A 14,278-nucleotide genomic window follows, 5' to 3' on the forward strand; every position below is an offset into this window, starting at 1 on the left:
GCCGACGTGCCCGGTCGACGTCCCCCGCCGACCGGTCGCATCGTCGAAGCGCGCCGAGCGGTGTCTCCAACGAGCGTGATGCCTCTGATTCATCTCGATGACTCAGAGGCATCACGCTCGTACCGCTTCGTCCGCCGGGTCGCCATCCCGCCGGACGCCGCATGCGGGGTTGTCGGGGAGGCCGAGCCCCGGTAGAGGGCTGGGCTCCGCGCCGCCGCCGGGGCACTCGGATGCGGGCACACCGCGTGGACGCCGCCGACCGGCTCACAGCGGCCTGCCGTACCTTGACCTGCATGGGGTTGTTCGCGCAGTGGCGTGGGACGGTGCTGGCGCGAGGCCATCAGCTGCTCGGTGCGCTGGGCCGGGCCGACGAGCCCGACGACCCGTCCGTGCCGGCGCCCAGCCTGAACCGCCTCGACGCGCTGGTGGAGGGCTTCACCGCCGGTCAACCGGTGCGCTGGACCATGGCCGGGCAACCCCGGCCGCTGCCCGGCCCGGTCGACGTGGTGGCGTACCGGATCATCGAGGAAGCGCTGACCAACGCGTGCCGGCACGCGCCGGGCGCGCCGGTCGGGGTCCGCCTGCGCTACGACGCCGCGGGCATCACCATCGAGGTCCGCGACGAGGGCACCGGTCCCGCTCCGTCCGGTGGCGGCACCCAGGGCGTCGGTCGGGGTCTGCTCGGGGTACGCAGGCGGGCCGAGCGGCTCGGCGGCACGTTCTCGGCCGGCCCGCGCGCCGGTGGCGGCTTCACCGTACGGGCTGTCCTGCCCGCGCCCGAGGAAATGATCGGATGATCGGCCGACCGCGGGGCTTCCCCGATGGGGCACTGCGGAAATAGGGTGGGGGTCGGCGACCGTGCTGGTGGCCGGTGACCCGGTGGGAGGCGCAACCCGCCGGGCTCAGGTGTGTTCCGCACCCACCGGTGACCGCTCGGGTGCCGTGCACGTCCGGTCACCCTCGCCCCGGTCCGCACAAGGAATCCCCATCACATCAGGGGAGAAGGACAATGGCGCGACCCATCACGCTCTTCACCGGCCAGTGGGCCGATCTTCCGTTCGAGGAGGTCTGCCGGCTCGCCTCCGAGTGGGGCTACGACGGTCTGGAGATCGCCTGCTGGGGCGACCACTTCGAGGTCGACAAGGCGCTCGCCGACGACTCGTACGTCGAGCGCAAGCGGGAGACCCTCGCGAAGCACAACCTTGAGGTCTTCACGATCTCCAACCACCTCGTTGGTCAGGCGGTCTGCGACCACCCGATCGACGAGCGGCACCAGGACATCCTGCCCGGCCGCATCTGGGGCGACGGGGAGCCCGAGGGCGTTCGTCAGCGGGCCGCCGAGGAGATCAAGGACACCGCGCGGGCGGCGGCGAAGCTCGGGGTGAAGACGGTCGTCGGCTTCACCGGTTCGTCGATCTGGCACACCCTCGCGATGTTCCCGCCGGTGCCGCCGTCGATGATCGAGCGCGGCTACCAGGACTTCGCCGACCGCTGGAACCCCATCCTCGACGTGTTCGACGAGGTGGGAGTGCGGTTCGCGCACGAGGTGCACCCCAGCGAGATCGCGTACGACTACTGGACGACGAAGCGGACGCTGGAGGCGATCGGCAACCGGCCCGCGTTCGGGCTGAACTGGGACCCGTCGCACTTCGTGTGGCAGGAGCTGGACCCGGTGAACTTCATCTTCGACTTCGCCGACCGGATCTACCACGTGGACTGCAAGGACGCGAAGGTGCGTACCGGCGATGGCCGGCGTGGCCGGCTCGCCTCGCACCTGCCCTGGGCCGACCTGCGGCGTGGTTGGGACTTCGTCTCCACCGGCCACGGCGACGTGCCCTGGGAGGACTGCTTCCGCGCGTTGAACGCGATCGGCTACACCGGCCCGATCTCGGTCGAGTGGGAAGACGCCGGAATGGACCGGCTGGTCGGCGCCCCGGAGGCGTTGCAGTTCGTCCGCCGGCTCGCCTTCGACGCACCGAGCGCCGCCTTCGACGCGGCGTTCAGCAGCAAGGACTGACCGCACGTCGGACAGACCACGGGCCGGTCGCCCTGCGGCGACCGGCCCGTCGACGTGCGATTGGTCAGAGCGTGCTGGCGTTCGTGCCCGAGCCGGACGGCTTGGTGCGGGGGTTCGTGGACGACGGCGACCCGGAGGTCGTGCCGACCGTGCTGGTGCCCGCCTTGGCGCCCACTGTGGCGGGCGTGCCGGCGAACGCGTCGTCGGCGGCGGTCAGCTCCTGCTTGCCGGTGCTGCCGTTGGTGGTGCCCAGCTTCTCGCCCAGTTTGGTCTGGCCGAGCTTGTCCTTGCCCTCGCTGTAGAGCTTGTTGGCCTGGGCCTGCGCGACCCCGGCCGCCTCCTGGACGGTCGGGTGGTCGAGCACCTTGCGGCCCTTGACCACGAGCTCTTCGTACTTTTCCCGGCCGGCACGGGCGCCCAGGACGAATCCCGCAGCCAGCCCGCCAAGAAACATGATCTTTCCGCGCATGGCGGCTCCTTCCGTACCTGACGCGCCGTCACCCCGGCGAGTTGCCCCGTCGGAAGGCGACCTGTTCGCGCCTGCGTCCTCTGTCCGCAGCTAACTACCCATCCTGCTCTCCGCTCAAGCATTGTTGTGCCGGGATGGCGATTTACCCCTATTGTCAATGCGACGGCGGGGAGGCAACCCACTGGACCACCACCGGGGGATGTCCTGTACTCTTGTCCCGTCGCAAGGCGTCGGGGAGATCCGAAGTCGGGCGGAGCACGATCCCCTGTAGCTCAATTGGCAGAGCAGCCGGCTGTTAACCGGCAGGTTATTGGTTCGAGTCCAATCGGGGGAGCTTTTCCACGTACGCCCGTCAGCCACCGGCCGGCGGGCGTTTTCGTCTGTGTGACCCGGTTTCACCCACCATCGACCTGCTTGCCCGGCAGGATGGTCGATGTCGACTGAGGCTACCGCTGCGTCGATTGATGCGTCGATCCTTGGGGTGAGTGCGGATGTCCGGACGAGGCGGCAAGGCCACGCTGATCGCGGTGGCGGTCGTGCTGGCCTGGTTGGTGATCGGCGGCGTGTCCGGCCCGTACGCGGGACGCCTCAGCGAGGTAGCCACCAACGACAACGCCGCCTTCCTGCCCACCGACGCCGAGGCGACCCGCGCCCAGGACCTCGCCGGCGAATTCGTCGACCGGCAGACCATCCCGGCTCTCGTCGTCTACGAACGGCCCTCCGGGATCACCGACGCGGACCGGCAACGGGTCAGCGCCGACGCCGCCCGGTTCGCCCAGATCCCCGGCGTGGTCACCCCACTGCCCCCGCCCATCCCGAGCGACGACGGCCAGGCACTCCAGGTCGTCGTACCGGTGGACGACGCCGAGGGCGAGGAGATCGGCACAGTCGTCGAGAAACTGCGCGACATCACCGGCGGCGACCGCGACGGCCTCACAGTGGACGTCTCCGGCCCGGCCGGTCTGCTCGCCGACCTGATCGAGGTCTTCTCCGCCATCGACGGACCACTGCTGCTGGTCACCCTGGTCGTGGTGCTGGTCATCCTGCTGATCGTCTACCGCAGCCCGGTCCTCTGGATCTTCCCGCTGCTCGCCGCCGGCATGTCGTACGCCCTCGCCTCCGTCTTCGTCTACCTGCTCGCCGACGCGGACGTGGTCAAGCTCAACGGGCAGGCCCAGGGCATCCTCACCGTGCTGGTCTTCGGCGCCGGCACCGACTACGCGTTGCTGCTGATCGCCCGCTACCGGGAGGAACTGCACCGGCACGACCGCCCGTGGGACGCCATGAAGACCGCCTGGAAGGGCGCCGCACCGGCCATCATCGCCTCCGGCGGCACCGTCATCGTCAGCCTGCTCTGCCTGCTGCTGTCCAGCCTCAACTCCAACCGGGCGCTCGGCCCGGTCGCCGCCATCGGCATCGCCGCCACCCTGCTGGTGATGCTCACCTTCCTACCCGCGCTGCTGGTGCTCGGCGGACGGTGGGCGTTCTGGCCCCGCCGACCCCGAGCCGACCAGGCCGACCCGCGGGCCGAACACGGCATCTGGAACCGCGTCGCCGGCTTCGTGGCCCGGCACGCCCGCCCGATCTGGCTGACCACCGCCGCCGTGCTGGCCCTGCTGACCCTCGGCCTCACCCAGCTCGGCGCCACCACCCTCGGCCAGTCCGACCTGTTCACCCAGCGCACCGACTCGATCGACGGCCAGGAGGTGATCGCCCGGCACTACCCGGCCGGCACCGGCAGCCCGGCCACCATCTTCACCACCGAGCAGACCGCCCGACAGGTCGCCCAGGTGGCGAAGGACGTGCCCGGCGTCGCCGACGTCCGCCCCCTTCCCTCCGGCCCGCAGACCGGTCCACCCGAGGCGAACGCCGCCCCGAAGGTCGTCGACGGGCGGGTGCAACTGGAGGCGACCCTGGCCGACCCACCCGACAGCGACGGCGCCGAGCGGACCATCCGCGAGCTGCGGGTGGCCGTACACCAGGTGCCCGGCGCGGACGCTGTGGTCGGCGGCTTCACCGCGATCAACGTGGACACCTCCGACGCCGCGAAGCGCGACCAGAACGTCATCATCCCGGTGGTGCTCGTGGTCATCGCTGTCATCCTGGCCCTGCTGCTGCGCGCGCTGCTCGCCCCGCTGCTGCTGATCGCCACGGTACTGCTCAGCTTCGCGGCGACCCTCGGCCTGTGCGCGCTGCTGTTCCGCCACGTCTTCGACTTCCCCGGCGTGGACTCGTCGTTCCCGCTGTTCGCGTTCGTCTTCCTGGTCGCGCTCGGCATCGACTACAACATCTTCCTGATGAGCCGCGTCCGCGAAGAGTCGGTCAAGCGCGGCACCCGCGCCGGAGTGCTCGCCGGCCTCGCCGTCACCGGCGGGGTGATCACCTCCGCCGGCATCGTGCTCGCCGCGACGTTCTCCGCCCTCGCCGTCCTGCCACTGGTGGTGCTCGTCGAGTTGGGTACGGCCGTCGCGATCGGGGTACTGATCGACACCATCATCGTCCGATCGCTGCTGGTGCCCGCACTCGCGTACGACATCGGGCCGAAGATCTGGTGGCCGGGCCGGTTGTCCCGGGCGAACGGTGAGCGGGAGGCGCGCGGTGCTGGCTGAAACCGATGTGGTCATCGTCGGCGGCGGCCTGGCCGGCCTCGCCGCCGCCCGCCGGCTGCACCGCGCCGGCGTGCCCTGGCGGCTGGTGGAGGCCGAGGGTCGGCTCGGCGGTCGGGTCGCCACCGACGTGGTCGACGGTCACCTCATCGACAGGGGTTTCCAGGTGCTCAACACCGCCTACCCCCGGCTCGGCACACTGCTCGACACCGACCAGCTCGACCTCGGCTACTTCACCTCCGGTGTGCTGGTCCGCAAGGGCGACACACTGCTGCGCCTGGTCAACCCGCTGCGCGAACCGACAGGTGGGCCCGGCACCGCGCTCGCCGACGTCGGCTCCCTGCTCGACCGGCTGCGCTTCGCCGCGCTCGCCACCGGCTGCGCCACACTGCCCGCGTCCCGGCTGCTCGCCGCGCCGGAAACCACCAGCGAGACGGCGCTGCGTCGCGCCGGCCTGTCCGACGCCATCATCGAGGAGCTGCTGCGACCGTTCCTGTCCGGTGTGTTCATCGACCGGGAACTCTCCACCTCCAGTCACGTGCTGGCGATGGTGCTGCGCTCCTTCGCCCGCGGCCGGATCGGCCTGCCCGCCGAAGGAATGGCCGCGCTGCCCCGGGCCATCGCCGCGCCGCTGCCCGCCGACCTGCTCGACCTGGACACCCCGGTCGCGGAGGTCACCCCCGGCCGGGTCCGCACCCAGGCCGGCGACATCCGCTGCCGCGCCGTCGTGGTCGCCGTCGACCCGCCCGCCGCGGCCGCGCTGCTGCCAGCCCTGGCGACGGTACGCATGCACAGCTACACCACCTACTACCACAGCGCTCCCGAGCCGCCGCTCACCGAACCGATCCTGCTCGTCGACGGCGACCGCCGCGAACTCGTCGCCAACACCGTGGTGCTCAGCAACGCCGCCGCGACGTACGCGCCCGCCGGACGGCACCTCATCGCCACCTCGGTGGTCGGCCCGACGGCCCCACCCGAGCCGACCATCCGGGCCGAGTTGACCCGGCTGTACGGCCGCTCCACCGCCGACTGGACCCACCTCACCACGGTGGCCGTCCCCGAGGCGCTACCCGCCGCACCGCCGCCGCAGGGACGGCTGCGCAAGCCGGTGGCGCTGGGGGAGGGCCTGTTCGTGGCCGGTGACCACCGGGACAGCCCATCGATCCAGGGTGCCCTCACCAGCGGCTGGCGCGCCGCAGACGCCGTGCTGGACGAGCTGCGCGCCGGCTGACAGACGTACCCGAGCACGCTGTTATATTCCTGTTGCCCATCGTGCTGGCGCAGGCGTGGGCGCCGGCCGGCTCGATGCTGGCTGCTGACCGCCGAGCGGGATAAGATCCGGCGCGGTGTTCGGGGCGGTAGCTCAGCCGGTTAGAGCAGGGGACTCATAATCCCTCGGTCGCGGGTTCGAGTCCCGCCCGCCCCACCAGCCGTTTTCCCTCGTCAGCGGCGCTGTCGACGACCCGGACGCACCGCATCGAGGTCCGGACCGACACCCGCAGTCCGATCGCGTGCGATCTTGGTCGCGCGGCGCTCATCCCGCTGGCGCACTGAGCCCGCAGCCGCACGGCCCGCCGCCCCGCCTCACGGAGCTGGCCGAGGTCGCCGCCTGTCCGCTCGATCGCGTCAGTGGTCACGAAATCGTCGGGGCGCGGCCCCGACGGGCTGCTCCCGGAAGCACGCCGGGCGGGATGATGCCGAACCAGGCTCCGACGGCGGCCATCGAGGCGACGACGTACGCCGCCCACCACCCGAGCAGCGCCCACGTACCCTGGAAGACGGCGCCGGGCAGGCAGGGCAGGACGGGCAGGAGAAAGAGGTAGACCAGACGGCCGTGCGAGAGGCTGTTCTCCTTCGGCAGCCTCCGGGCCTTGCGGAACGGAATGAGTCTGACTCCGTAGGGACGACGGCGAAGCGTGAAACTCGCCGGCCAGAGCCGCCCGTACCCGGCCACGTCGACTACGCTGACGCCGGACCCGTGCCGGACCGTGGCCTGACGCGGCCTGGTCAGCTCGCGCAACCACGGTTCCCAGACGACGCGTTGGTGCAGGACACGGCCGTCCCGGCCGCTCACCGTCAGCCACACGGCGTATCCCTTGGGACTGGCGTCGATCCCGCCGGCGGCGCTCACGGCGCCCGCCGCAGCGGTGACCCGCCCCGCACTTCCCGGCTGCGGCGACTGCGCCAGATGCGCGGTCACCATGACGCGCTTCGCGGGAGCACGAGCGGCACCCCACCACTGCAAAAGGCGGATGAGCCAGGACAGCACCAGAAGGGCTCCCGAAGCCAGCGCCACGAGGATGACGACCTCTCCGTGCTCGACCCGCGGGTCGGTACCCAGCCGGTACCCCAGCGCGATGAGGGCGGCCAACGCGACGACGCTGCCGATCACGACCATCGGCGCGCGAGCACGCCGATTCGCCAAGGCCGCCGCACTTCCGTTGCTGGCCACCGCGTCGTCCTTCCCGTCCGGCCCTCCGGACGTCGCCCCGACGCTAGCAACGCCGAGCAAGGCTGACATTGCGCGTCCGTTCCAGATTTCACCTCGTACGGCGGTCGCAGGCTGCGGTGCGGTGCGGTGCCGTGCACATCCGCGGTTCCTAGCGAGGGCCATCGAGATCTCGCAAGTCTTGACGGAACCCGCTGTCGTCCAACAAGAGATGCGCGACAGATCTCCGCCAGTTGAAGTGCGACAGGCTCCATCGAACTAGAGCAGCAGGCCCTCGGGCGTGGACGCACGAATCTGTCAATGATCGGATGCCTGGCCACTACAACGAACACTGGCTTGGAACCGTGGCCGGACTACCCTCATTGGCGTGCCCATTGATGATCTTCCGTTGCCTCCCGCGTTCGAGGCGGTCACGGCCTGGGCCGGTCCTGGGCGGGTGGTGCGTGCTACCGAGCTGGACGTGGCGACGTGGCGGCTTCCCGAGCCGCAGAAGGCCGCGCTGGTCTCCTCTGGCGTACCGCTGATCGATGACCTCGTGAGTGCGGTGTCGTTCCACGCAGAGCCGACGATGTACCGGTTGGCGAACGCCGATGACCTGGACTGGGTGTACGGTGCCGCGCCGGGGACCAGTGAGGTGCGGATCTGGTCGCCGGACGGCAGCACCGGGTTCGTCAACTCGACGATCACCCACTGGCTGTGTTCGCTACACATGGTTGGTAGCTGGCTGACCAGCTCAACCGCTATCGACCGCTGGGACGAAGACGGACAGGCCGAAGAAGAAGCACTCGCGGAGCTCGCCGACCTGTTGGAGCGGATCAAGGCCCTTGACCCGCCCGCGTTCGGGGACGGCGACCATACAACCCACTTCTGGCCCGGAGTGCTCGACCGGTGGCTCTACTGATCGACGCGGGCAGCGATCAGGGCCGCTTCAGGGGTCTCACCACGTCTCGCCACAGCATGCCCGTCATTGCCTGCCGACCAGCCATGTCACGTGGCATCAATCCGCCGGCGTACAACATCATCATTGCGGTGAGCCCGAGGACCACGGCGGGAAGCAGGAAGGCTGCCATGAGTGCGGTGAGTGCCATTGTCAAGACCGGAACCTCAACGAGAGCCGATGCCGCTGTCAGTCCGCCCAACACCAGGGCGACCGGATGGCAGCGAAAGGCCCACACAAGGAGCCAGTAGGCCCGGGTGCGACGCAGCGGCACAGCGTTCCTCTGGGACACGGCTACGACCTACCCTCTGTGCCAGAGCATGACTGCTGCGTTCGCGACTCCAAGGCCCCCCGATGCCGGGACGCTGGAGCTTTGCACCCGCTGCCTGGGACGCGTTCGTCGACACGATCAAGACGAACGCCGGCCGCCCCTGACCTGGCAGGACGGTGGCATGGTTCCTGGCACCCGCGAACTGGCGCACCGGTGCGCTGAGCGTCAGCGTGTCCGGCTGACGGACGAGACCCTCGGGTCTGCGGAGTAGTTGCGGGCGACGTCGGCGGCGTCGTCAGCGGTGGCGCCGGGATCGAACAGCACCTCCATGCAGGGCGCTTGCGGCCCTTCTGAGCCGAAACCCGCAACCACGTGGTTCGGGTCGAAGCGGTGGTTCTCGCGCACCAGCTCCTCAGCGGACTGCCCCTCCCGCACACACACCACCGCCTCGGGCTGACTGCCACCCCAGGCCAGTGCTGGAGCCGACACGCCGATGGTGAGCACCAGTGCCGTCCCCACGCCGATCACTGTCGTCCGGCCGAGCCCTGGCCGGCTGGTCGGCGAGATCACCGCCGCCAGGGCGGACAGCGCGTACACCCAGAGAGCCCGCTTGTCGGCCGAGTCATGGAGAGCCAACGCGACGACGCCGGCTCCGATGGTCTGCGCGATCAGGCTGATCAACCGGAACCCTGGCCAGTCGACCAACGCCGCAGGTATCGCGGCAAGCGCGCCAAGCAACAGGAGGAGCATGACAAGCCCGTACGCACCCCATTCACGGCGCGCGTCCAGGACGAGCAACACCAGGGCAACCAGTTGTCCGCAGACGATAAGAGGCGGGCGGAGGTGCGCCAGGACCCGTGCGACCATTCGAAGACCCTACGTGATGTGACCGACTTCGATGGGGGTGCAAATCCGGCCCGACAGGCGGCGGTGACGTGATGGAGGGGCAGGACATGGTTCGAGGCACCCGCGACGAACTGCTCGAGCGCTTGGCTGAGGCGGTCGGCTCCGTCACGGTCGCCCACCCGACGCGGGTCGCCGTCGACGGGCCACCCGCCGCCGGCAAGACCACTCTCGCCGACCCGCTCTCCGACGTCCTGGCGGCCGGTGAGTGACAGCGCTTACGGGTGGTCCACATACTCGCCGAACGGCTCGATGGACCCGTCCCAACCATTCCAACCCTGCTGGGTGACCTGCCCGTCCGCGTAGGTGTACGACCAGCGGGCGCCGTCCTCGCCCTCGATCTGGACGGTTCCGGAGCGAACGAACGGCGCGATCGCGACGTAGAAGGCCGTTGTCTGGTTCGACCACTTGGGGTCGCCCTCGTCGTCGTGCCCGAACTCGATCCAGTCTCCGTCGCGGACGATCGTGGCCCTGGCCGGATCCCCCAGGTCGACCAGCGTGCCATCCGCCGGAAACTCACCCGGCCGGTACCAACCACCTCGTCCTGCCAGGGCGGCCAGGACGGCGGCGACCGCGGCGGCGTCCTCCGACTCCGGGAGGTTCAGACGGCCTGAGGGCATCACCGTGTATCCCACGTCGCGCACCCTACAACGGTCGATGTCCACCACACCCCGGTCAGGATCTGGTTGGACGGCTGTCGCGGAGACGGAACCGGCCAGGGAGGTCGCAGCAGCCTTCGGCGTGGAGGTCGGGCGTGGGGGCGTGGAGCGCGGACGGCGTGAAATAGGACGGGTCGAGGCGGTAGGTCAGTCTGGTGCCGGTGCCACCTGGCGCGTCGAAATCGTCGACTGGACCGGCGGGGCGTAGGCCGGCGAGGTCCTGATGCCGGGCGTGGCCCGCCTGCCAGGTCTCGATCCTGGTGTGGGTGCTCACGGCGGCGGCTGCGGCGTGGACCATGCGGTAGGAGGTCAGGAGGGATCCGGCGGTGTGCTCACTCACGGGTCCACGGTGCCCGAACCGGTCAGGAAAGAGAAGGTCGGGCTATGAGTCGCCCTGACTCTGCGCGCGGGTGCGCTGAATGCTGCCGACCTCGCCTTTGATCGGCAGCCAGTAGAAGGGGATGAACGCGATGACCACTACGAGGCCCACGACCGGATGAAGGGCGCCGAGAGCTGTCCCGACGACGATCCAGAACGGCGCGGGGCGGAAGCGTCTGCTGATCGCCCGGGCGGTGTCGTTGTCGGTGGTGGAGGTCAGCAGGCGACGGCCGTGCCTGGCGTACTCCCAGATCACGTTGAAGAGGATGGCGGCCACCACGTAGGTGGCCCCGTAGAAGATGAGTGCGGTGCGCTTGCCGTGGCCGGACTCGAACGCGTGGGCAAGGAGGGACGAGGCGAACGGCAGGAACGCGATCACCATCAGCAGCAGGGTGTTGAGCAGGAGCAGCATGCGGTCGGCCGAGCGGATGTGGTCGAACATGACGTGGTGGTTCACCCACATCTGCCCAATCAGCAGGAAGGTGATGGCGTACGCCACGTAGGAGGGCCACAGTTCGATGAGGCCGCGGAGCAGGTGCTCGGTGTCCTCCGGCGGCTGGATCTCCAGGACGAGCAGGGTGACGGCGATGGCAATGACCGCGTCGCTGAAGGTGACTGCCCGCTTCGGATCTCGTTCCGCACCGATCGGGTTGCTGGATCTGGTCGCGCCCGTCGTGGAGGCGCCGCGAGCCGCGCGGAACCAGCGCATGAGCCTCCCCCACTGTGAGAGCACCCGGTCACGCACCGCGGGCGGGGCTGCCCACGGTGGTCATCCACGAGCCTTCCGGTGCCGCGGGTTCCCGCCGTCGCTTGAACCAAACCGGCTTGCGGCTGCCGTACCAGCCCCTGCTGCCGTCACCGTTCCCTGATCCGTTGCCGCCACCACGCCTGCGCGTGCCACGGACTCAGTTCGGCAGCTCGCGGGTCGGGCAGCGTCTTCCGGAGAAACTCGTCGTCCAACGGGTCGACGACACGCCGCAACTCGCGGGAGGCGGCCGTTGGCAGTCGGCGCATCGCGTCGCCAAGGACGTCTCGCTGGTACAACACATCGCAACCCGGACAGGAGCAGTCATCCCCTAGATCCAGCCACCGTCCCGAGCGTCGAATGGCACGACGGTAGCCGGCCAGCGCTGTCGCTACCGGAACGAAACCCGGATGGGTGCCTTCGAGCCTGGCGATCGCCGCGTTCGCGCCGTTCGACAGACCATCGATGGGGCGGAGCTTGCCCGCATTCCGCCCGGCAGACTTCAACAGTGCGCGCAGCGCACCAGGTGACCTACGCGCCATGGACCTTTCGGGGCTGAGTCATGACGAGCACCTTGCCACACCACGGCCAGGGCATGCCAACCCATTCGCGCTGTGGTGACGCTGGCTGGGTGAGCCGGCTTCAGCCGATGTTGATCAGCAACACCTGGTCGTCGCGAAGGTCGGAGATGCTGTCGCGTAACACCCTCAGCGTGTCCAGACCGGCCGCGCCGCTCTCCTCGAAGTCAATCCCCATCTCCGTGAAGTGGGCGGCCAACTCCTCCTCGCGGTGCGCGCCGGGGTCGAGCTGATCCGGTAACCCTGGTGCTGGAGTGATGAGCGTGGTCAGGCCGTACGCGCTGTTGATGGCCTCCGACTCGGCATTGAACTCCGAAGGCTCCAGGTCGATGCCGCGCTCCTCCAGATAGGTCAGCACGTAGAGCATGCAGTAGCCGGACCAGTCGTACTCCTGCCGCGCCTTGCTCCCGTGCTCGGCCAGGTACGTGTGGAACGACGACGGCGACGTGCGGGCCACGCGGGCCAGCTCGGTGATGCTGTCCCTGGGGACCACCGTCAGTGACGCGATAGCAGACAACGCATCCTCCGTCGTACGACTCTGCCGCTGCGGCTTTCCGCCGGCTCGTTGCGCAGGCTACCGAGAGGGAGTGACGAGCACGCGGTAGGTGACGTGCAGGACCGTGCTCGCCGCCCGCGCCGCCAGTTGTTCGAGGTTCAGCGGCGGGACGCCCTCGAACAGCCGCACGCCGGCGCCGAGGGTGATCGGCACGATGTGCAGCCGCAGCTCGTCGACCAGACCGGCGGCGAGGTACTGGTTGATGGTGGTCGCGCCGCCGTGGATCAAGATGTCGCCGCCACCGGCCGCCGTGCGTGCCTGCGTGAGCGCCGACTCGATCCCGTCGGTGACGAAGTGGAAGGTGGTGTCGCCCGCCATCGGCTGCGGCTCGCGGGCGTGATGGGTGAGCACGAACACCGGCTTGTGAAACGGTGGGTCGTCACCCCACCAGCCGTTCCACTGCCGATCCCATGCGCCGCGCACGGGGCCGAACATGTTGCGGCCCATGATGACCGCTGAGGCGGTGTTGCTCAGGTCGAGCTCGGCCTGGTTCTCCTCGGCGTCGTCGAACATCCAGGAGTGCAGCCCACGGCCCCAGCCGTCACCGCCGTCGTCGCCGAACGGGCGTTCTTCGGTCTGGTTGAGCCCGGCCGAGTAACCGTCGGCGGAGATGGTCTGGTCGGCAATCACCTTGCCGTCACGTGTGGTCACTGCGCTCACCTATCGGGGGGACGGGGACGGTTGAACGTTCCAGCCATCGACTGTCGACACCGGCACGACGGGGTCGCCGGCCGTCGGACGGTTGGGCTGCGCTCCAACGAACAGGAAAAGCAGCGCGGCGGCCAGCACCACGGGGGCCAGGGCGCACGCGACACTCACCACCACCACCGTGACCCGAGAGCTGCTGTCGGTCTCGGTCTCCCGTTTCGGGAAGGCATACACGCCGACCAGGAGGAGGACGAGCCACAGGGGCACCAGCAGGGGAGCGAGAGCGGGCCAGACGGGCCAGACCGGCTCGACGACGATGCCCGGGCCCAGGACCATCCAGGTGAGGGCGGCACCCGGGAGGAGGCCAACCGTCACCAGGGTGCAGACCAGCAGGGGTACGGGTCGACGTCGCCGTGCCACCCACCCGAACAGCGCCGCGCCGGCCCCGGCGCCGGCGAGGGTGCCAGCGACCGTGCTGGGCAGGAACGTGCCGGGCGCGGCCGGTGCGATGGTCAGCTCTGTCCCGCTCGCAGAGTATTCGAGCGCAACCGTCAGGCCGTCGCGCTCGGCCCGCCAGCCGTCGCACAGGTAGCCAGGGACGCGGTGGAGCCCCTGCCACCCCTGCGTCCGGGCGCTGCGCCGGAACTGCTCGGAGAGCCCACAGTCGTCACCTTCGTGGTACCAGAAGGAGTCCCGGCCCGAGCCCAGGTCGTCGGCAGCGAGATGGACGCCCCACCGGTAGCCGTGCGCGACCCGACCCGAGTGGACCGGCACCGCACCAGGAAGCAACTGCGCGGCCAGGCTCTGCGCCTGGTCGCCGCTGGGCGGCGTGACACCACGACCGCCGTACCAGGCACCGAGGCTCAGGCCGACAGTACCCAGCAACACCGCACCGAGCAGCACCATCGCGACGCGCCGCAGCCGATGGCCCACCGGCGTACCTCCCTGCAGTAGTGCGCTAGACGGTAGCTCCCGGAGTCCGTTCCTGGTGCCCCGTGGATCGTGTCCATTACGCGACGAATAGATCGAGTTTGCTGGGCTGGGGACGTTAGTTTGATTCGG

15 protein-coding genes, 2 tRNA genes and 1 pseudogene are annotated in these 14,278 nt (G+C 69.7%); 8 read left to right on the plus strand and 10 right to left on the minus strand.

The window, feature by feature from the left end; all coding sequences use genetic code 11:
• The first annotated feature begins 293 nt into the window (after window positions 1–293).
• Both NIE111_RS25790 and NIE111_RS25795 read left to right on the plus strand, forming a co-directional pair.
• Entirely contained in the window at window positions 294–797 is a 504-nt protein-coding gene (locus tag NIE111_RS25790) for a sensor histidine kinase (protein ID WP_238686912.1), read from the plus strand.
• Window positions 798–1,009: 212 nt separating this feature from the next.
• Window positions 1,010–2,017 carry a sugar phosphate isomerase/epimerase family protein gene (locus NIE111_RS25795; protein ID WP_030488695.1) on the plus strand — a complete coding sequence of 336 codons (1,008 nt, stop codon included), beginning with the start codon at window positions 1,010–1,012 and terminating at the stop codon, window positions 2,015–2,017.
• A gap of 64 nt (window positions 2,018–2,081) precedes the next feature.
• Here the strand turns inward: NIE111_RS25795 and NIE111_RS25800 are convergent, their stop codons facing one another.
• Window positions 2,082–2,486 carry a hypothetical protein gene (locus NIE111_RS25800; protein ID WP_091409037.1) on the minus strand — a complete coding sequence of 135 codons (405 nt, stop codon included), beginning with the start codon at window positions 2,484–2,486 and terminating at the stop codon, window positions 2,082–2,084.
• 261 nt (window positions 2,487–2,747) lie between these two features.
• On the opposite strand from NIE111_RS25800, the gene NIE111_RS25805 reads away from it, so the two are divergent.
• From NIE111_RS25805 to NIE111_RS25820, 4 genes are all read left to right on the plus strand, one after another.
• Window positions 2,748–2,820, plus strand: a tRNA-Asn gene (locus NIE111_RS25805).
• A 157-nt stretch (window positions 2,821–2,977) separates the two neighbouring features.
• Entirely contained in the window at window positions 2,978–5,095 is a 2,118-nt protein-coding gene (locus NIE111_RS25810; RefSeq protein WP_238686913.1) for an MMPL family transporter, read from the plus strand.
• Window positions 5,085–6,323 (plus strand): FAD-dependent oxidoreductase, encoded by a 1,239-nt coding sequence (locus tag NIE111_RS25815; RefSeq protein WP_238686914.1) that lies wholly within the window; start codon window positions 5,085–5,087, stop codon window positions 6,321–6,323. The genes NIE111_RS25810 and NIE111_RS25815 overlap by 11 nt, the downstream gene beginning before the upstream one ends.
• A 121-nt stretch (window positions 6,324–6,444) precedes the next feature.
• Window positions 6,445–6,521: transfer RNA gene (locus tag NIE111_RS25820), tRNA-Ile, on the plus strand.
• 204 nt (window positions 6,522–6,725) lie between these two features.
• On the opposite strand, the gene NIE111_RS25825 is transcribed toward NIE111_RS25820, so the two are convergent.
• A complete protein-coding gene (locus tag NIE111_RS25825) occupies window positions 6,726–7,544 on the minus strand; it encodes a hypothetical protein (protein ID WP_238686915.1) in 819 nt (272 codons plus the stop codon).
• 364 nt (window positions 7,545–7,908) lie between these two features.
• Here NIE111_RS25825 and NIE111_RS25830 point away from each other — a divergent pair, with 364 nt between their 5' ends.
• Complete coding sequence (locus NIE111_RS25830; RefSeq protein ID WP_238686916.1) at window positions 7,909–8,442, plus strand: SUKH-4 family immunity protein; 534 nt, start codon at window positions 7,909–7,911, stop codon at window positions 8,440–8,442.
• 532 nt (window positions 8,443–8,974) lie between these two features.
• On the opposite strand, the gene NIE111_RS25835 is transcribed toward NIE111_RS25830, so the two are convergent.
• Window positions 8,975–9,616 carry a hypothetical protein gene (locus tag NIE111_RS25835; RefSeq protein ID WP_238686917.1) on the minus strand — a complete coding sequence of 214 codons (642 nt, stop codon included), beginning with the start codon at window positions 9,614–9,616 and terminating at the stop codon, window positions 8,975–8,977.
• An 86-nt stretch (window positions 9,617–9,702) separates the two neighbouring features.
• Between NIE111_RS25835 and NIE111_RS25840 the strand changes: the two are divergent.
• A pseudogene (locus tag NIE111_RS25840) lies at window positions 9,703–9,849 on the plus strand (uridylate kinase); the annotation flags it as partial.
• A gap of 21 nt (window positions 9,850–9,870) precedes the next feature.
• Here the strand turns inward: NIE111_RS25840 and NIE111_RS25845 are convergent.
• The 7 genes from NIE111_RS25845 to NIE111_RS25875 form a co-directional block, all read right to left on the minus strand.
• Window positions 9,871–10,287, minus strand: coding sequence for a hypothetical protein (locus NIE111_RS25845; protein WP_238686918.1), 417 nt, complete (start codon window positions 10,285–10,287; stop codon window positions 9,871–9,873).
• Window positions 10,288–10,327: 40 nt separating this feature from the next.
• A complete protein-coding gene (locus tag NIE111_RS25850; protein ID WP_238686919.1) occupies window positions 10,328–10,651 on the minus strand; it encodes a hypothetical protein in 324 nt (107 codons plus the stop codon).
• 42 nt (window positions 10,652–10,693) lie between these two features.
• On the minus strand, window positions 10,694–11,398 hold the full coding sequence (locus NIE111_RS25855) for a TMEM175 family protein (RefSeq protein WP_238686920.1): 705 nt from the start codon (window positions 11,396–11,398) through the stop codon (window positions 10,694–10,696).
• Between the two features lie 146 nt (window positions 11,399–11,544).
• On the minus strand, window positions 11,545–11,736 hold the full coding sequence (locus tag NIE111_RS25860) for a hypothetical protein (RefSeq protein ID WP_238686921.1): 192 nt from the start codon (window positions 11,734–11,736) through the stop codon (window positions 11,545–11,547).
• 340 nt (window positions 11,737–12,076) lie between these two features.
• Entirely contained in the window at window positions 12,077–12,529 is a 453-nt protein-coding gene (locus NIE111_RS25865) for a hypothetical protein (RefSeq protein ID WP_238686922.1), read from the minus strand.
• A gap of 57 nt (window positions 12,530–12,586) precedes the next feature.
• Complete coding sequence (locus NIE111_RS25870) at window positions 12,587–13,219, minus strand: dihydrofolate reductase family protein (RefSeq protein WP_238686923.1); 633 nt, start codon at window positions 13,217–13,219, stop codon at window positions 12,587–12,589.
• Window positions 13,220–13,228: 9 nt separating this feature from the next.
• On the minus strand, window positions 13,229–14,149 hold the full coding sequence (locus NIE111_RS25875) for a hypothetical protein (RefSeq protein WP_238686924.1): 921 nt from the start codon (window positions 14,147–14,149) through the stop codon (window positions 13,229–13,231).
• Window positions 14,150–14,278: the final 129 nt, after the last annotated feature.

Source organism: Micromonospora hortensis, from assembly GCF_022230935.1.
Taxonomy (GTDB): Bacteria; Actinomycetota; Actinomycetes; order Mycobacteriales; family Micromonosporaceae; genus Micromonospora; species Micromonospora hortensis.